11 protein-coding genes are annotated in these 19198 nt (G+C 39.5%); 3 read left to right on the top strand and 8 right to left on the bottom strand.

Going from position 1 to position 19198, the window contains the following annotated elements:
- On the top strand, window positions 1–1479 hold the full coding sequence (locus tag ACST15_RS08345; protein ID WP_459454198.1) for an FG-GAP repeat domain-containing protein: 1479 nt from the start codon (window positions 1–3) through the stop codon (window positions 1477–1479).
- Here the strand turns inward: ACST15_RS08345 and ACST15_RS08340 are convergent.
- The 3 genes from ACST15_RS08340 to ACST15_RS08330 form a co-directional block, all read right to left on the bottom strand.
- Window positions 1468–4959: a VCBS repeat-containing protein gene (locus ACST15_RS08340; RefSeq protein ID WP_459454197.1), complete on the bottom strand. Its 3492-nt coding sequence runs from the start codon at window positions 4957–4959 to the stop codon at window positions 1468–1470. The genes ACST15_RS08345 and ACST15_RS08340 overlap by 12 nt on opposite strands.
- A 76-nt stretch (window positions 4960–5035) precedes the next feature.
- Window positions 5036–6793 carry a RagB/SusD family nutrient uptake outer membrane protein gene (locus ACST15_RS08335; protein ID WP_459454196.1) on the bottom strand — a complete coding sequence of 586 codons (1758 nt, stop codon included), beginning with the start codon at window positions 6791–6793 and terminating at the stop codon, window positions 5036–5038.
- 30 nt (window positions 6794–6823) lie between these two features.
- On the bottom strand, window positions 6824–10063 hold the full coding sequence (locus ACST15_RS08330; protein WP_459454195.1) for a SusC/RagA family TonB-linked outer membrane protein: 3240 nt from the start codon (window positions 10061–10063) through the stop codon (window positions 6824–6826).
- A 521-nt stretch (window positions 10064–10584) separates the two neighbouring features.
- Between ACST15_RS08330 and uvrC the strand changes: the two genes are divergently transcribed.
- Window positions 10585–12393: an excinuclease ABC subunit UvrC gene (uvrC, locus tag ACST15_RS08325; protein ID WP_459454194.1), complete on the top strand. Its 1809-nt coding sequence runs from the start codon at window positions 10585–10587 to the stop codon at window positions 12391–12393.
- On the opposite strand, the gene nuoK is transcribed toward uvrC, so the two are convergent.
- From nuoK to ACST15_RS08305, 4 genes are read right to left on the bottom strand one after another with little or no spacing between them, the layout of a single operon-like run.
- On the bottom strand, window positions 12390–12695 hold the full coding sequence (gene nuoK / locus ACST15_RS08320; RefSeq protein WP_459454193.1) for an NADH-quinone oxidoreductase subunit NuoK: 306 nt from the start codon (window positions 12693–12695) through the stop codon (window positions 12390–12392). The genes uvrC and nuoK overlap by 4 nt on opposite strands.
- Window positions 12688–13209: an NADH-quinone oxidoreductase subunit J family protein gene (locus ACST15_RS08315; protein ID WP_459454192.1), complete on the bottom strand. Its 522-nt coding sequence runs from the start codon at window positions 13207–13209 to the stop codon at window positions 12688–12690. Before ACST15_RS08315 ends, nuoK begins: the two co-directional genes overlap by 8 nt.
- On the bottom strand, window positions 13206–14300 hold the full coding sequence (locus ACST15_RS08310; RefSeq protein WP_459454191.1) for a 4Fe-4S binding protein: 1095 nt from the start codon (window positions 14298–14300) through the stop codon (window positions 13206–13208). Before ACST15_RS08310 ends, ACST15_RS08315 begins: the two co-directional genes overlap by 4 nt.
- Before the next feature lie 2 nt (window positions 14301–14302).
- Window positions 14303–16723: an alpha-ketoacid dehydrogenase subunit alpha/beta gene (locus ACST15_RS08305; RefSeq protein ID WP_459454190.1), complete on the bottom strand. Its 2421-nt coding sequence runs from the start codon at window positions 16721–16723 to the stop codon at window positions 14303–14305.
- A gap of 164 nt (window positions 16724–16887) precedes the next feature.
- Between ACST15_RS08305 and ACST15_RS08300 the strand changes: the two genes are divergently transcribed.
- Window positions 16888–17265, top strand: coding sequence for a DUF1573 domain-containing protein (locus ACST15_RS08300; RefSeq protein WP_129026463.1), 378 nt, complete (start codon window positions 16888–16890; stop codon window positions 17263–17265).
- Window positions 17266–17320: 55 nt separating this feature from the next.
- On the opposite strand, the gene ACST15_RS08295 is transcribed toward ACST15_RS08300, so the two are convergent.
- Complete coding sequence (locus tag ACST15_RS08295) at window positions 17321–19186, bottom strand: hypothetical protein (RefSeq protein ID WP_459454189.1); 1866 nt, start codon at window positions 19184–19186, stop codon at window positions 17321–17323.
- Window positions 19187–19198: the final 12 nt, after the last annotated feature.

Here is a 19198-nt window from a genome sequence, read left to right as displayed (position 1 = left end):
ATGCGATTCATTACCTTCCTATTTATTTTCTCTGCTGTTTTTACAGCTTGTAAACAAAGTGCGGATGAAAAAAGTGAAGCTCTTGCCAAGGAGACCTGTTCTTCTTGCCATAAATTCCCAGATCCTTCCTTATTAGATAAAAAAACTTGGAAAGAAGGTGTTTTACCCGAAATGGGTTATCGCTTGGGTATTGGAGATCGTTTTCAATTGATGACGCGTATATCAGAGGAGCAATATCAAAGTGCCATGGCTATGGATATCTATCCCCTAGATCCAAAAATAAGTGAGGAAGATTGGCAGTTGATCGTGGATTATTACGTCAAAAATGCCCCAGAAAAACCTATTCCACAAAAACAAAGAAGTCCAATTAGCACTTCAACCTTACATTTTAAAGAAGAATCCTATATTTCAAAAACGGACCAACTAGGTGTCGTAATATCCTTGCGAATCCATCCAGACAAACCCGAAATTTGGGCAGGAACACGCAATCGGACCTTGTGGGTGATGGACGCCAACAAAAAAGTTAAAAATACGATTGAAACTCAAAGCCCTGTAGCCTTAACTCAAATTTTAGCAGGAAAGCCCTACCTATTGGCCATTGGCAAAATGTATCCCAATGATGAGAAAATCGGGACGATGTATGGAATTAATCCTAAAGGCAAAATGGAAGCCCTGGTGGATTCCCTTAAACGTCCAGTAGATATTCAAATCAGTGACTTCAATGGTGATGGTGTCCAGGATTTTGTGATTTGTGAATATGGGTTTGAACGTGGTCAGTTAACGTGGATTGATGGAAAAAACAAAAATCGGCATCTTTTAAAAGCCCAAGCAGGAGCTCGAAATGTGGTCATAAAAGATTACACGGGTGATGGAAAGCCTGACTTATTGGTCTTAATGGCTCAATCTAGGGAAGGTGTTTCTTTATTCATCAATAAAGGACAAGGTATTTTCGTAGAGAAGCCATTACTTCAATTTGACTCCGTCTTTGGAAGTAGTTATATGGAAGTGGCTGATATGAACAAAGATGGACATGATGACATCATTGTTTCCAATGGAGACAATGCCGATTATTCTCGCTCCAAAAAAGCTTTTCATGGTGTTCATGTATACCTCAATGACGGCAGAAATAATTTCAAAGAAGGTTATTTTTATCCATCTTATGGAGCCTCAAAAACCGTGGCGAGGGACTTTGACCAAGATGGAGATTTAGATTTAGCCATGATTGCATTTTTTGCAGAAAACGATAAAGGTCGCAATGAAAACTTTTTATATTTTCAGAATCAAGGCAATATGACCTTTCAGGTCAGTAATTTAAATATTGGCAATGGCGGTCATTATATCTGCATGGATGCAGGAGATGTAGATAAAGATGGAGATATCGACATTGTTTTGGGAAATTATCAATTTGGTGCAGTGAAACCAGGAACCAAATTGACTCCTGGTCTCCAACTGACCTATTTTAAAAACTTAATTCGCTAAGGTCGCCCCCTTGGGAACAAAGCTTTGAGCTAAGGAACTTTGACTCAAATAAGATGAGCCATAATTCCAATTTATTTTTTGTTTCTTCCCTAAATATTGGTAGGTGAAATCCTTTCCAGCTTGAGCCAAAGAAACAAAGTTCTTTACAGGTTTAAACACATGCATCGCTCCTCTATTTTGAAGGGCAATGAAAGCTAATTGATCCTTGGCTAAACGAATACTCACAAATGCTTTCGCGTCACTTGGAACAAATAAGCCTGAGTTAGCTTGGTAGGTGAATTTACCTTTTCCATTTCCCAACAGTACTCCTCCATTAGAGGCATCATACCTTCCTGTGGAGACTTCATTCCCAAAATTATTCCCTACAAACAGCACGTCTAAATAACCATCTTGGTTAATATCAATAACCTGCATGCCGTTCAGGGCCGAAACTTGTGCCATCGCAGGAAGTTCGTGTACCGCAAATTTACCTTTCCCTAAATTCTCGATATAAACCGATGCATTCTCCGTGAAAGACAATTTTGAGGATTTCTGCTTTTCAGCATCGGTAAATAAATTCTCTTGTTTGGCTTTTCCAAAGTCTTTATAATAGACATAGCGAGCTCGTGTAGCATTTAATTGCTTATGCGTATCGTCCTTTCCAAACAATGGATAAGATTCATACAATCCTTTCGGTCCTTGAAAGTACACAAAAGGGAAAATATCGTATAAGCCATTACCATCTAGATCTCCGTGAACAATTTCAACAGGCTGCTTGCTATTAGCACGTAAAATGGTGTTTTTACCCATATTTCCTGCGATAAAGTCCATATCTCCATCTTGATCAAAATCAGCACTGGTAATAGAAGCCCATAATCCCGTATATTTCTCCAATCCCGTTTCACTTAATTTTTTCAATTTGGCCTTTTGGTTTTCAAAAACCTGAATCGGTAAATATTCACCAGCCAATACCAAATCCACCCAACCATCTTGATTGACATCTGACCAAATAGCGTCACAGATTAAGGATTCATTCAATAATTCCGGTGCCCATTGAGCTGTTTGATCACTAAATTTTATTTGCCCTTGTTTAGAATCATTACGCAATAACCTAGAAACGGTTCCTTTCGGATATTCAAAAGGCACATTTCTTCCACTCACAAATAAATCCAAATCCCCATCTCGATCAAAATCAACGGACCTTACTGCCGAATTACTTTCCAAGAAACTAGGCAAGGCTTGCGTATCCAAGGTAAAATTCCCCTTTCCATCATTCTTGTACAGCACGTCTTGAAAACTTGGAGAGTTGGCTTTATCCTCGGTACCACCACGTGTTATATACAAATCTAAATCCCCATCTCGATCAAAATCAGCTAATAAAGAACCTAAATCTTCACCCATTTTTTTGGGTTGCTCTTGTACTCCATCCAATGGCTTTGCAATAAAGTGTCCATTAGCTTGCTGTAGGTACAATAATCCAGAATAAAACTTAGCTCCTCCTACAAATAAGTCCTCTAACCCATCTCCATTAATATCGCCGACAGAACAGCCTGGACCTAATTGAGAAAGTTTATAAGGAATTAAACTCTGAAAATTGAAATCGACAAAATCATATTCTTTGTGCACATCTGTCAATTGTAGGCTTTCACTGATATCCTCCAAAAGTGGCTTTACTTGATCAAACATACTTTGAACAGGTAATTTGGCATCACTAATCTTCACTTGAATGACTTTATTCTTACCCGGATTTTTAATCACTTGCATGGAGTCATTAGGCCAAAAAATGCGCATTTCTTTGATCGCCAATTTGGACCCTAAACCAATATGGGCGACAGTCTCTACACTCGACAAATAACCACGATATGGAGTATTCTCATAATAAAAACGAGACCCATCAGCAAAAACGCCCTCGATTTTAGCTCCAATTCCCAATACATTTTTACCTTTCCCTTCAAACTTCACACGTAAAAACTGTGATTTTTCCTTATCCTGCTCGATGGTATTGTTACGGTAAACAAAAGCCTCATCATTGATATTATTAACTACATAATCTAAATCCCCATCATTGTCTAAATCACCATAAACAGCACCATTAGAGAATGAAGCTACATTAATACCCCAGTTGGCACTCACATCATCAAACTTCAAGCCCCCCATATTTTTAAAGGCATAGTTATTGATTTTGATCACAGGTAATTTTTCCAACATGATAGCCTCCGATGTTAACCTTCTTGATTCAGCCTGATATGACATAAAATCTCGATCGGTTACATCTTTTGGAAATCCGTTGGTGATCAGTAAATCACGATAACCATCATTATCAAAATCAGCTAATGAAGGACACCAGCTCCATTCTGTTTCAGCGACACCGGCCATCAAACCAATTTCCTGAAAAGGATACGGCTTACCGTTAGCTTGCTTCCCTGCATTTAATTGCAGGGTATTTCGCATGTATTGATAAGTATAGCCATAAGTATCACTATTCAAATAGGTTTGATAATGGTTTCCTGGAGCTAATTGTTTTTTACGGTCATTACTTTTGGGAAGCATGTCCAATGCCACTATATCCGCCAATCCATCATTATTGATGTCAGCAACGTCATTTCCCATGGCACTTAAACTGGTATGTTTGAAGTAAACTTTGGACTGATCCGTAAATGTGCCATTCTGATTGTTGATGTATAAAATATCATCTGATACGTAGTCATTGGTCACATAAATATCTGGCCAATTATCTTGATTGATATCACAAATATTAATTCCCAAACCAAAGCCCTCTAAGGTGATTCCTGCTTCTTTTGAGACATTGGTAAAAACAGGATGTTTTAGCGCATCAGACCAATCATTTCGGTACAAGCGATCCGTATTCGGATAGGATCCATCATTGACCTTAGGTCTAAAAAGGGATGGAAACTCGGTTATTTTATCGGTTAAAACATATAAATCTAAATCCCCATCTTTATCATAATCAAAAAAAGCGGCATGCTGACTATGGCCATTATCATTGATTCCATATTCAACCGCCATTTCTTTAAAGGTAGGAATACCTTCTTTGATTCCTTGGTTGACAAAGAGCAAATTTTCACGGTCTTTATCAGCATTTTTTAAGGTCACGGAAACATAGACATCCAAGAGACCATCGGCATTAATATCCACCACACTAACGCCCGCACACCAGCGGTTTTTAGTATCGATTCCTGCTTTTTTGGATACATCCTCAAACTTCATTTCCCCTCTATTAAGATAAAGAGTACCGTTGGCTTGATTACCCGAAAAAAACAAATCCAATAAACCGTCATTATTAAAATCTCCCATTCCCACCCCACTACCGTTGTATAGGTATTCATACTTCAAAATACTCAGTGTATCATTCTCGACAATCTGATTAGAAAAATGAATGCCTGTTTCATCACTAGGCAATAGTTCAAAGGTAGTTTTGCTTTTACAGGAAATGATTCCAAAAAAGACGAAGCTAAAATAAAGTAGTTGGCGTAAGCTCATATAATTAAAATTACTAGGCTAAAATTAAAAAAGGTGGGAACAAGTTCCCACCTTTTCAAGGATAATATTCAAACGATTAATAACTAGGGTTTTGCTTCAATACTGAAGAACCTTGGATATCAATTTGAGCTTGAGGAATTGGTAAATATTCTTTACCTGTTGTGAATTTAGCACCACCGAACATCGTTACTAAAATCTTACCTTCATAATCTAAGTAAGGTTGTAACACTTTGGCAGCATCACCCCAACGAACTAAATCGAAGAAACGGTGACCTTCAGTTGCTAATTCTAACATACGCTCCATTTTAACTGCTTTCAAAGCATCATCTGCATTAGCAAATGCTGCGTAAGGAGCAATTGAATAGTTGGCTTCTAATTCACCAGTCTTAGCATTTTTTACAAAACTTGATGGATTAGCCGCACGGTTACGTACTTGGTTGACATATCCTAAAGCAGTAGCTAAACTTCCACCACCTCTGATTTCAGCCTCAGCAGCCATTAACAATACATCAGCGAAACGGATGATGTTGTAGTTAAGCGTTGCATAACCACGAGTCCAACCAGAACCGTCAGTCAAGGTATTTTCCTGAGATTTGTAGTAAACATATTTCTTAGGAGAATATGGACCTGCATAAGTTTGGTCACGAATCCAGTTTTTACCAGGGTGCTCGATCCAGTCTAAGTACTGAATACCACGACGACCGATAGTGTGGTCAATACGTGGATCCAAAGGATCCTTATCTTCTGTAAATGGATCACTAGAAGCTAATTTATAGTCATGCTTAACTGCATTTTCAGGTGCGTTATAAGCAGGCTGACCATCTTTTGTATCCAATAATGGTAAACCATCTTTGGTACGGTAAGCATTAGCTAAAGAGAATGAAGGCTGGAAGAATCCACAGCAGTTACCTGGACCATCAGTTCCTGTGTTATATGGGTAGTTCAATACGTCGAATGCATTCGAGTTATTAACGTTACCTGTATTCATAGAAGACTGAATAGCGAATACTGCCTCTTCATTGTTGTCATTAGCAGCGTTGAATACATCTTGGAACCTTGGAACCAAGCCGTATTTCTTACCATTAGTAGTTTTACCATTTGCAATAACTGTAGTGAAGATAGCTCTAGCTTCAGCAAATTTTCCTTGGTATAACAAAGACTTTGCTAAGTAAGCACCAGCAGCCCATTTGTTAGCACGACCAGCTGAAGACTGAGTCTCAGGCAAGTTATCGTACGCAAATTTGAAATCTGCATCAATTTTCCCCCAGATATCTGGTGAATTTGGCACCTTTTCGATACCCTTACCATAATCCATCGTCTCATCTACGTATGGAACTGAATTAAATAAACGCTTCAATTCAAAGTAGAAATGAGCACGCAAGAAACGAGCTTCAGCGATGATACGAGTTTTATCTGCAGCAGAAAGTGCTTTAGACTCATTCGCTAAATTAATGGTTGCATTAGCACGCGCAATACCTTCGTATTTTGCCTGCCATGTACCATTAACCTCTCCTTGTACAGGAGAAGTCTCATAACGCTGCATCGGGTTAATTGCTGAAAAGTCACCAGCATCCGTTCCTTTGTTGTTTTCACCACCTAGGATTGAACCCCATAACCAGTTGTTAGAAGCGGCTACCTGAGTAAAGTTCTTAGCTGCTAAAGCAGAATAAGCTCCAATCAAAGTACCCTCAACACCAGCCTTAGAAGTTAATTGTGCCTGGGCTAATGAACCCGTAGGTAAAACCTCTAAAAACTGATCCTTACAAGCGAATGTCAAGGTAAATGCAGATGCACTTACTAAGGCTAATCGTTTTAAAATATGATATTTTTTCATTTTATTTTAATTTAAATTGGCTTTCGCGGATTAAAATGACAAGTTGATAGCTGCGTTGAATGAACGAGTAACAGGGTAGTTACCTACGTCAATACCGAAACTAGTATCAGCTGCTCCACCAACACCTGGGTCTAAACCTTTGTATTTAGTGAACGTCAACAAGTTATTAGCAGAAAGAGTCAACTTCGCACGCTTGATACCAAGTTTAGAAGAGAAACTTGTAGGAATGTTATATCCGAAAGAGATATTTTGGAAACGGATATAATCACCATCTTCTACGTACCAAGAGTTCTCAGCACCGTTAGTTGAGATGTTAGATGCTGACTCCCAGATTGGAGCTAATGCATTGTTTCCTAAAGCTGGAGTCCAAGACTGCTTAGCACGCTCTCCTTTTCCTGAACCTTCGAATGATCCGTGGAAATCAGTAAACCACTTAGACTGGTTCCAGATTTTGTTACCAGCAGAAGCATAAACATACATGTTTAATTCAAATGCTCTGTAAGTTAAACCTAAGTTAACACCACCTGTATAAGTTGGCACTGGAGAACCTAAATAAGTACGGTCATCTGGAGTGATTTTACCATCACCATTCATATCAGCATAACGGAAACGACCTACGCCAGCACCTGATTGAGCTGGTGCGCTAGTAACCTCAGCAGCTGTATTGAAGTATCCAAGTACTTTGTAACCATAGAAAGAAGACAATGAACGTCCAATTTCCATACGTACTGGAGTAATACCACGGAAACCACCACCTGTTAAGTTAGTGATACCTGGAGCGAATGCTACGATTTCGTTTTTCAAGAATGAGTTATTGAAAGTCAATTCGTATTTCAACTCGTTAGTGATGTTACCACGGTTAATGATTTGGAAGTCGATACCTTCGTTACGCATTTTAGCTACGTTAACTGATGGAGCTGATGCGTTTGGACCAACAACCGCTGGAAGTGGTACGTTGAATAACAAATCACGTGTATCTTTTCTCCATAAATCAAACACGATTTCCCACTTACCATTTAATAAAGTAGCGTCAAAACCGATGTTGGTTGTTTCAGAAGTCTCCCACTTAGCAGCAGGGTTACCAATACGAGAACGGATATAACCTTCGTTAGCTCCTGAGCTCTGACCATCGATTGGATAGAAAGAAACATCACGTCTAGCAGCATATAATGAATACTGGTTAGCTGGATCTACGTTGTTTGAGTTACCCATTTCTCCCCAACCTCCACGGATTTTCAAATCCGAGATAGCAGGAAGATCTTTCATGAATTCCTCTGAAGTTACACGCCAAGCTGCAGAGAATGCAGGGAAGATACCATAACGGTTTTGAGAACCGAAACGAGATGAACCGTCACGACGAACAACAGCTGTTAAATAATACTTCTCATTGAAGTTATAGTCAGCCTTACCAAACAATGAATAGAAGTTTACACCGCTAAACAAGTTAGATTGTACAACTGGTGATTGAACTGCGTTCAAAGTAACGAAGTCTAAGTCCATAGAGAATGGGTTGATACCCGATCCTGAAATGCTACGACCACGACCTGTATTCAATGACTCTAAACCAGCTAAAGCTTTGATACCGTGCTTTCTCCACTGGTACTTGTAAGCAACTGTATTAGAGAATACCCATGCAAAAGAATAACCTGAACCTTCAGAGAAACTGTCAGAAGCTTCTGGCTCTGAGTCTCCTAAGTATCTGTAGTTATAGTTTACGAAATATGAGTTGTTGTATTGACCTCCGATACTAGATTTGATGATCAAATCTTTGATTGGCTCAACTTCAACGTACACATTACCTACTGCATTTGCATTATAGTTTTGGTCATTGATTTGGTTTGTCATCAATGAACGAACTGGGTTACGAGGGTTGTTGAAACCAGCAGCTCTTGTTGAAGCGAAACTACCGAAATCATCACGTACAGGAATAACTGTTGGCATACGATAAGCAGATAAGATTACTGACTCATCACCAGCAATACCTAAACCACCGTTACCACCTGATTGACCTCTAACTGAACGGTAAGTGAACTGTAAGTTCTCACCAATTCTAACATGCTTTCCTAAATCAAATTCTGAGTTGAAACGTGCAGAATAACGACGGAAATCATTTTCTAACAAAATACCTTGTTGCTCTTGTGCAGATAAACCAATGTAGAAACGACCATTGTCAGTTCCACCACTGAATCCTAAAGAGTGACGTTGTGTATTACCAAAACGAGTAATCTCATCGTACCAGTTAGTTCCAGCTAAATTTGGACGAATCGCAAAAGTAGTTAATGGGCTAGCAGCATAAGCAGCTTGCGCAGCAGCCATGTCTACAGCTCCTCTTACACCATTTGCGCCATTAAAGTGCAAATAAGTAGGTAAAGAAGCTTGTGCTGATGTACCGTATTGTGGGTGAGAGTAAGAAACCGCAGTTCCGTTAGCTGCCGCGTTGTTACGGTATGCTACGTGAGTCCAATCTGCTTGCTCTTGTGGAGTTAACATCTTAGGAGCTCCTCCTACGTTAGGGTCTGTACCACCGTACAATCCATCATAAGTAATTTGTAAAGGTTTTTTTCCTTTAGCACCACGCTTAGTAGTGTAAACAATTACACCGTTAGCAGCACGAGCTCCATAGATAGAAGCTGCAGCCGCATCTTTCAATACCGTAGTACTTTCAATATCATCTGGTGATAAGAAATCAGTAGAACCTACTGGTACTCCGTCAACAATGTACAATGGCTCGTTACCACCAAAAGCACCAAAACCACGTACACGAATGATACTGTTAGTTCCTGGCTGACCGTTAGTGATCAATGTAACACCGGCTACACGACCTTGCAATTGCTGCTCAACGTTTCCTGAAGGGGCAATTTGTAAATCTTTTGCTTTAACAATAGATGCTGCAGCAGTGGATTCTTTCTTGTTGGTTACTGAGTAACCTGTTACGATTACTTCGCTCAATTGACTTACATCTTCTTCCAATGTAACCGAAATAGAGGACTGTGAACCTACAGTAACATCCTTTGTTTTGTAACCTACGGCAGAAATAGACAATACTGCGTTTCCAGATTTTACTGAAACAGAGAATGCACCATTAATGTCAGTAGTAGTTCCTGTATTGGTTCCTTTTACCAATATACTCACGCCTGGGATACCTTGTGAATCAGTACCCACCACTTTACCCGAAACCTTGCGGTCCTGAGCAAATGACGCAAAGCTTCCTAGGACCATGATGGCCAGCAATAAGAAGCTTTTGAAAATTTGATAATAATTGTGTTTCATAAGTAATAGTTGATTAATTATTTATTTAAAGTTATGCGTTTCGATAATCGCCATTTTTAAATCATCAGACCTCCTTTCGTTTTAAAGTATTTAAACAATATTAGAACTCGGATAAATTCTTTAAAAAATACCAGAAGCAAGAATGCAAACGATTGCCATTTGCCTATACTTAAGATATAATTCTTCTAAGAACTTAACTATCCTACACTATCCTAGGGCGTAGGGAACTCTCAAATATGTGTAATTCAAGACTAATCTGCAAATAATAAATGCAAATTTTTAGCGGTATTTTATCATTTGTCAATTTAGGCCTCATTTGCGCTATATAATATATTATAATGATACAATAGGACTGTGTTAAGCATGCATTATTTTATTGTTATTAGGTCATTACCCAAAGTCCTCAACTTTTGTAGCAAAAAAATAAACTAAAAAAGCAAATATAAGTTTGCTTAAAAATAGATATTCTTAGAAAAATACAATTATGGCAATATTCGGAATGAATTTATTAAATTTGAGTCATGAATAGTTTCGACCCTAAGAGCATTTTACCTACCCTTCCAGAGGAACCTGGCGTGTACCGGTATTTTGATATTCAGGATACCATCATTTATATAGGGAAGGCCAAAAATCTTAAAAATAGGATAAGTAGCTATTTCGTCAATCCCAAAAATCACGATACCAAAACCAGAAGGTTAGTCCAACAAATCTGCCGCCTGGAATTCACCATCGTACATTCTGAATTTGATGCCTTGTTGTTGGAAAATACGCTCATCAAACAATTTCAGCCTAAATACAATATTCTACTTAGGGACGACAAAACCTATCCCTTCATTTGCCTCAGCCATGAACGTTTTCCTCGTTTATTAACCGCCCGGAGAATAGACCATAAGCTAGGAACGTATTATGGACCGTTTGCCAATCCCAAATCCATGAATGCTCTATTGGAAATGTTGCACCAACTATTTCCTTTAAGAACCTGCTCCTTGGCCTTAAAACAAAGCTCGATTGATGAAGGAAAATTTAAGGTTTGCTTAGAATACCATATTGGCAACTGCAAAGGTCCATGTGAAAACCTTCAAAGTGAAGAGGATTATTTACAATACATCGAGCAAATCGCCCAAATCCTGAAAGGGCATTTCCAAAAACCCAAACAGTTTTTCGTAGAAAAGATGCAAGTGGCTGCAGAAAAACTAGCCTTTGAACAAGCCCAAGAATGGAAAGAAAAATGGCAATTGCTTGAAAATTTTCAAGCAAAATCTACGGTGGTTAATCCCGCCATTCATGATGTTGATGTGTTTTCCATCGTTTCTGATGATCAACTTTCCTATATCAATTTCATGAAAGTGATCAATGGAACCATCACGCAATCACAAACTTGGGAGGTAAAGAAAAAATTAAATGAGGAGGAGTCTGATGTATTAACCATGTTGATTTGGGAAAAACGGGATGAATTCCATAGCAGTGCCAAAGAAATTATTTCCAATATTCCCATGGCCATTGAATTCCAAGGGGTAAAAAATACACTCCCTCAAATGGGTGATAAAAAAAAGTTACTAGACATGTCTTTAAAAAATGTCTTGTACTTTAGAAAAGAAAAGGCCGATAGGAAAGCCGCAGAGGAAAGTGGTGGAGACCGAAAAATGAGGATACTTTTAACCCTAAAAAATGATCTTCATCTAAACAAATTACCGCAACGGATTGAGTGTTTTGATAACTCAAATTTACAAGGCACCAATCCTGTATCCGCCATGGTTTGTTTTCTACAAGGAGTTCCTGCTAAAAAAGAATATCGGTTATTTACCCCCAAGACTGTTGAGGGGCCCAATGACTTTGCCACCATGACGGAAGTGGTGGGAAGAAGGTATACTCGATTATTGGAGGAAGAAGCTGAGCTTCCCGACTTAATTATCATCGATGGAGGGAAAGGCCAGTTAAGCGCTGCTTGCGACGCACTGAAGGCCATCGGTATCTACGGGCAAGTCCCCATCATTGGAATTGCTAAAAGATTGGAAGAAATCTATTTCCCAGAGGATAGCCTACCGCTCTACATTGATAAAAAATCAGAATCGCTTAAACTGATACAGCAATTGCGAGATGAAGCTCACCGCTTTGGTATCACCGCCCATCGAAATAAACGAAGCAAGAATTTTATTGTTAGTCAATTGGAAGAACTGGAGGGAATAGGAAAACTGACTGCTCAGAAACTATTGAAAAAGTTTGGCACGATAAAAAATATCAATGAGGCTCCTATGGAAGAATTAGAAAAGGTTTTAGGCAAAATGAAAGCCTTGAGCTTAAAGAAGCAAATTAAAAATTGGGTAGATTAAAATCTGGATTTTTCTGCTCCCAAATCAATGTGCTTGAACTGGCGATAAATTTGTAAAATAATGGCTAAGGCAATAGTCATTTCACATACGCCAATCACTAATACAAATACCGAAAAGGCTAGGCCTTGCATCTGATCATCTTGTCTAGAAAAAGCAATCAAATTTAAATTGGCGGCATTAAGCATCAATTCTATCCCCATCAATATAAATATCATGTTGCGCTTGAGCAGCATAATACTCAAACCTACTGAAAACAATAGGGCACTTACGATTAAAAAGTAGCTTAATGGAATATCATTCATGGTGTTTAGCGATATAAGTTGCCCCCACTAATGCAATTAAAAGAAATACACCCGCTAATTCAAAAGCAAAAGAATATTCTGTCAATAAGGCTAAGCCAAGATGTGTCAATTTTGAAGAACGCTGTATGTCATCAGATGCCAAACTAAAGGAATCCATGGAACGATTTAGAATCCAAAGCAAACCTAAGAAGATGGAAAGGCTGATCGACAAAGACCAAAATCTTCCAGATTGCCTAGTCCATAAATCATTCGGTGCTTCATAGTCTTGGGATCTCGGATTTTGGGTAAGCATTATTCCAAAGAGAATCAAGATTAAAACTCCACCCACATAAATGAGTAAATGAGCAACTGCCATGACATCGGCATAGGCCATAACATATAAACCTGCCAATCCCAACATGCACATGAACATGGCCAAAGCAGCATGCAATAGATTTTTCGTCCAAGCCATAGCCAATGCGCTAGCGCTGGTTAATCCTGCCAAAACCAAAAAAGAGGCGATCATTGGATTCATGATTCGGTGCTAGGTGGCTTAGGTTTAAAACTCGGTTTAAATGCGGGCTTGGCCACAGGTTTTACTTCCTCTGGCTTTGCTTCCTCGGTACCAGCCTCCGCTTTAGGTTTAAAACTCGGTTTGAATGCAGGCTTGGCCACAGGTTTTACTTCCTCTGGCTTAGCTTCCTCAGAAGCAGCCTCCGCTTTAGGTTTAAAACTCGGTTTGAATGCAGGCTTGGCCTCAGGTTTTACTTCCTCAGGCTTAGCTTCCTCGGTATCAGCATCTGCTTTGGGTTTAAAACTCGGTTTAAATGCGGGCTTGGCCACAGGTTTTACTTCCTCTGGCTTTGCTTCCTCAGAAGCAGCCTCCGCTTTAGGTTTAAAACTCGGTTTGAATGCAGGCTTAGCCGCAGGTTTTACTTCCTCTGGCTTTGCTTCTTCAGAAGCAGCCTCCGCTTTAGGTTTAAAACTCGGTCTAAATGCAGGCTTGGCCGCAGGTTTTACTTCCTCTGGCTTAGTTTCCACTTGGCTGGCAGCTTGTTTCATTGCTTCCTTTTCAGCCACAAACTGCTCATACAATTGCTTCTTTTCAGCCGCTTGCTCTGGACTTAAATTAGCAAATGAGAAATTATGCTCTTTTACATCAAATACAGAAAAGTCATATTCCGATGTCATGGTTAAACATTCCGTAGGACAAACCGTGGTACATAAACCACAAAAACAGCATTTCGACATATCTATGTCGAATTTAGCAGCATAAAGCCTTATCGGGGAACCATCCGAGGTATAACCCACCAATCCCGTGGCTTTGATGGGTTCTATTTCTATACAATCCACAGGACATACCTTCACACATTTATCACAGACAATGCAATCGTCCATTTCATTGTGTAATTGATAGCGCCCATTTACAGGTGTAGGAATTTCTTGATGCGGGTATTGTAAGGTAAAAACACCCTCATTGGAGGTAAAATACTCAGGATTTTGAATGTTTTGAATGGTTCTTTGTTTCCTCGCATTCCAAGCATGCTTCCATGTTAAAGCCAATCCCTTCCGCGTACTTGTGATAGCGGATTTTATACTTTTGAAATATAGGGCTATAGCTGACATGATTAGAAATATATAGCGGGGAAAAGTCCGGGGTCAGACTCTCTCATCATTTCATAAATGGTATCCACCACATTCTCTACATTAGGCTTAGAGAAATAATCACCATCTGAGCTATAAGCTGGTCGATGTGGAGGTGCGGCTAAACAACGAGCTGGGGTATCTAACCAAGCAAAAGCCCCTTGTTTATCTAAAACCTCTTGCATCATATATGCAGTAGTTCCTCCAGGCATATCTTCATCCGCAAAAAGCACTCGATGTGTTTTCTGAATCGATGCCGCAATAATTTGGGTGCGGTCAAAAGGCAATAAAGTTTGAACATCTATTACCTCAACAGAAATACCCATCGTAGATAAGGTTTCTGAAGCTTCCATCACCAAACGGCACATAGAACCGTAAGTAACTATCGTAATATCGGTACCCTCACGCAAAACTTCAGGAATCCCTAATGGAACCGAAATTTCATCTAAATTTTCAGGTAAAGCTTCTTTCAGGCGATAACCGTTTAGGCATTCAACCACAATTCCTGGATCATCACCTTTCAACAAGGTTCGGTACATTCCGGCTGCTTGTGTCATATTCCTTGGCACACAGAAATGAATCCCCCGTAAACCATTTATTAATACAGCCATAGGACTCCCTGAATGCCAAATCCCCTCTAAACGATGTCCACGGGTACGTAATATCATAGGTGCTTTTTGTCCACCGGCAGTTCTATAATGCAAACAAGCTAAATCATCTGAAAGAACCGGGAATGGATAAAAGATATAATCCAAATATTGAATCTCAACGATAGGCCTCAAACCCCGCATGGAAGCACCAATTCCTTGACCTACAATACTTATTTCTCGTATGCCGGTATCGGTAATTTTCAAATCTCCGAATACTTCTTGTAAACCGGCAAGCGTTTGATTTACATCCCCGATTTTACCTACATCCTCCCCTAAAATAAACACACGTGGATCCTCTAAAAAATGAGCAAAACTCTTGTTTAAAATTTCACGTCCATCCACGAAAGTGGGATCTTTGGCATAAATGGGTTTTACCGGATTAACCAACAATGGTGAATGCTGAGATTCACTGATTTGATGAGAGCTAAAACGACGATGATTTCTTTCTTCTAATTCACTCAACCATTTTCTCAACAACTTAACTGCAGGGCCTTGATAGACTCGAAATGCTCGTAAAGTCTTTCGTCCTGCACGGACTAAGTCTGAGAAAATAGGATAGGGCAATTGCTTTAATTCATCCAAAATTGGGGATAATAAACTCCCTTCATTGGTTGATTCCATTAAATTTTGGGCTACCCTTAAAAATGCTTTTTTATCAGGCTCAATGGAAGCCATGTAAGCAGCAAAAGCTTCCTTTTGGTACTTCCTAGCTTCAAGTACCGCCGCATCATCGATGGCCTTCAATTGATCTTCTGAAGCAAATCCATGCTCCAAAACCCAATTTCTGAATAATACATTACAATCTGCCTCATGCTCCCAAGCTAGGCGCTCTGCTGTTTTATAGCGCTCATGCGAACCAGAAGCCGAGTGACCTTGAGGTTGGGTACATTCAATTACATGAACCAAACAAGGTACAAATTCTTCTCTAGCTAATTTGGAGGCCTTTTGGTAGGCTTGAATTAAACCTGGGTAATCCCAGGCTTTCACTTGAATGATCTCTAATCCTTTTTCTCCTTCATTTCGTTGGAAGCCCGCTAAGACCTTGGAAATGGAAGACTTTGTTGTCTGATATTCAATTGGTACAGAAATGCCATATCCATCATCCCAAACAGAAAAAATAATTGGAATTTGTAAGACACCCGCGGCATTAATGCATTCAAAAAACATCCCCTCCGAAGTAGAGGCATCCCCGATGGTGGTATAACACACCTCTTTACCATCCTTGGAAAAAAGCTCCTTCCATGGAGATAAATCCGCTCGATGCTGATACATTTTTGAGGCATAAGCAATGCCTAAAGACCGAGGAATTTGCATGGCAGTGGACGAAACTCCTGCCACTGAATTGTATTGATTTGTTTGATCTAACCATTCTCCTTGATCATCCAACCAGCGTGTGGCATGGTGATTATTCATCTGCCTACCCGCCGAATGAGGGTCGAACTGACGATCCGGATGTCCATAAAGCTGAGCAAAATATTGCGGCCAAGTTAAGTCGCCAATAGCCACTCCAATGGTTTGATCTCGATAATATCCTGAAACATAATCCCCCAACCTCATGGAACGGGCAAGGGCTATTTGGCACAATTCTTTACCATCACCATAGATACCAAATTTAGCTCGGCCAGAAAAAACTTCTTTACGAACTAGCAGGCTACATTGCCTACTGAGGACTGCCAAACGGTAATCTTCCAATACTTTGTCTGAATTGAAATCAATCTCAACACGTGAAAATTGGGATGGCTTGGGTTGAATCAAAGGAGAATTGTTAAAATTTACGAGGTAAAAATACGATAAAATAATCGTGAGCCAAATACTGTGTCAAGCAATTCTTCGATAAAAAATAAGTGAATTCTTTTGCTGAATCTTTGCTTTGTTATAGCTTTGCTATCCATACATTGAAAAATTTCAAACGAAAAAGCATGAAAAAATTAATTGGTATTTTGGCTTTGTTAGTAGGTTTTGCATTTCAATCCAACGCCCAAGGAACTTTAAAATTCAAAAAAGAAAAGCACGATTTCGGCACCATTGCTGAAGGAGTTCAAGCAACCTACAGCTTTGAATTCACGAATACAGGTAATGCACCTGTAGTTATTTCAAATGTTCAGCCTTCTTGTGGTTGTACCACCCCAGATTGGACAAGAGAACCGATAATGCCAGGTAAAACTGGAAAGGTTACTGCGTCATACAACTCAACAGGTAGACCAGGTAACTTTAGTAAAACAATAACGGTGATAAACAATGGTTCTACTTCCCAAATTATTTTAATGATTTCGGGATCTGTAAAACCAAAAGCTTAATCCTTTTCTACTTAAATAAAAAAGTCTCCTTTTTCAAGGAGACTTTTTTTATGCTTTAATCGCGATTTATCAAGGCGTCATTAGCTCTTTTCTGCGTTAGGCCATTAATCCAGGAAGCAATTTTTAAAACATCTTTAGCTGGAACGTGTGACATAGGCGCCATTTCAGTGGCAAAGTCTGGCCAGTTTTTAGGATTAGGCTTGTAAACCAATGCTAAAATTTGTTTGTCACTGTATTTCCTTTTAGAAATATCGGTAAACGAAGGGCCTATTAATTTCTCTTCACGCGCATGGCAAGCGACGCAGGTATGTTTCTTCAATAATGCCATGGCTTCATTATCTGAAATTATTGTTGAGCTTTTCGCGTTTTCCACTTTAGAAACCTTTTTCTCAACCACCACTTTTTCCACAACTGGGCTATTGGATGCATTCAAAACGACTTTATCACCAGAAGGAATTTGATTCAAAGTATAATATGCCGTTTCGTGTAGTAAAGGTTCTCCTGCCTCATTTTTTACCCCTGTCAATTTAAATTCATGTATGAAATATTGACGAACATTATCCAAAACGAATCGAACTTTCTTTTTATCTGGGGACACCACAATGCCTTTTATCGTCAGGTCTTTTACATCAATAATGGGGCTACCATATTGATGGTGGTATTTGTAGATATAGGACCTTAGGGCATAAGAAGCTGCTTTTTTTACTGAGTTCACATCCACTGCTTGCGTAAAGCTAATTTCAAATCCATCCGATCTGGCTTCAATCATATTAATTTCGAAAGGGGTTATTCCATTCCAAATCAAGCGTTGTAAACCAAAATTATCTTTACCCGTAGACCCCCACCCGCGGGAGGTCATACCTACAAACATACTTCCATCTAAACCAAAACGTTCCCGTAAAATACCGGATTGAAAACCCTCTCGGTAATTAATGCAAAAACCTTGATAGACACCATTCACTTTCTCCAAACCCATACGCATCACTTTGGATTGCCCTTGGTCTGCCACGAAGTACTGACCTGGGAATGGACTAAACTTGCCACCTGTGGTATCTTGCAAAATATCCGAAGTGGAAATACCCATGATAGCATGCGGGAACCAAACGGCAGGAAGCTTCAAGTTTTTCACTTTTTTGGCCGCCTCAAACATCGGAGCGCCATTATCTGGAATTTCTTCCAAAGTCAACTTAAAAGGACTATTCGGTTCTTTGGCCCATTTTAATCCTCCTGGATTGCCCGCAAAATCACCTTTTGCTAAATGCGTCACTCGACCAGACCCAACCCAGTCACCTTGGTTTTCACCGTAAAAAATATCTCCTTCTTGGTTAATGCTATAACCTGCTGGCGAGCGTAAACCTGCGGCAAAAGGTTCTAATTTCCCATCAGGACTAATCTTCACTAACCAGCCTCTCCATTTTGAAAACTTACCTTCTCCAAAGCCTACCCATGCTAAATTAAGGGTAACCCACATATCTCCATTTTTATCGAATACCGGCCCATAGGTGTATTCATGGTAATTTCCAGAAAGCTGAAATTGGTAGATTGGTTCATAGCGATCTGCCCCTCCATCTCGGTCGGTATCTGACACTTTGGTTAATTCGCCCCGTTGTGAGCAATAAAAAGCACCATCCTTATAGGCTAAACCTAATATTTCGTGCATACCACTGGCAAATCGACGGTAGTATGTTTGGTGGCTATCTTTTTGGTAGGGATTCTCGATAATCCAAATTTCTCCCCTTCGCGTACTTACACCCAAACGACCATCAGGCATGGTGGCAATTCCTCCGATTTCTAAATAAATATCTTGGGGAATGGGTAAGGTTTTTATTTCATAAAAATCCTTTTCTGTTTTTGCAGCTGGATTTTGGGCCAGTGCAAAAGTCGATATGCATATTAATAAGATGCTTATTGTATGTTTCATGTTAAAATAAGG

It is taken from the genome of Aquirufa sp. Wall-65K1 (assembly GCF_054558475.1).
This window is presented reverse-complemented; position numbering and strand designations above follow the sequence as displayed.

What these genes read in the sequence shown, in the direction of transcription:
- ACST15_RS08345 (WP_459454198.1), top strand. Translation starts at nt 1, where the DNA reads ATGCGATTCATTACCTTCCTATTTATTTTCTCTGCTGTTTTTACAGCT.
- ACST15_RS08340 (WP_459454197.1), bottom strand. Translation starts at nt 4,959, where the DNA reads ATGAGCTTACGCCAACTACTTTATTTTAGCTTCGTCTTTTTTGGAATC.
- ACST15_RS08335 (WP_459454196.1), bottom strand. Translation starts at nt 6,793, where the DNA reads ATGAAAAAATATCATATTTTAAAACGATTAGCCTTAGTAAGTGCATCT.
- ACST15_RS08330 (WP_459454195.1), bottom strand. Translation starts at nt 10,063, where the DNA reads ATGAAACACAATTATTATCAAATTTTCAAAAGCTTCTTATTGCTGGCC.
- uvrC (WP_459454194.1), top strand. Translation starts at nt 10,585, where the DNA reads ATGAATAGTTTCGACCCTAAGAGCATTTTACCTACCCTTCCAGAGGAA.
- nuoK (WP_459454193.1), bottom strand. Translation starts at nt 12,695, where the DNA reads ATGAATGATATTCCATTAAGCTACTTTTTAATCGTAAGTGCCCTATTG.
- ACST15_RS08315 (WP_459454192.1), bottom strand. Translation starts at nt 13,209, where the DNA reads ATGAATCCAATGATCGCCTCTTTTTTGGTTTTGGCAGGATTAACCAGC.
- ACST15_RS08310 (WP_459454191.1), bottom strand. Translation starts at nt 14,300, where the DNA reads ATGTCAGCTATAGCCCTATATTTCAAAAGTATAAAATCCGCTATCACA.
- ACST15_RS08300 (WP_129026463.1), top strand. Translation starts at nt 16,888, where the DNA reads ATGAAAAAATTAATTGGTATTTTGGCTTTGTTAGTAGGTTTTGCATTT.
- ACST15_RS08295 (WP_459454189.1), bottom strand. Translation starts at nt 19,186, where the DNA reads ATGAAACATACAATAAGCATCTTATTAATATGCATATCGACTTTTGCA.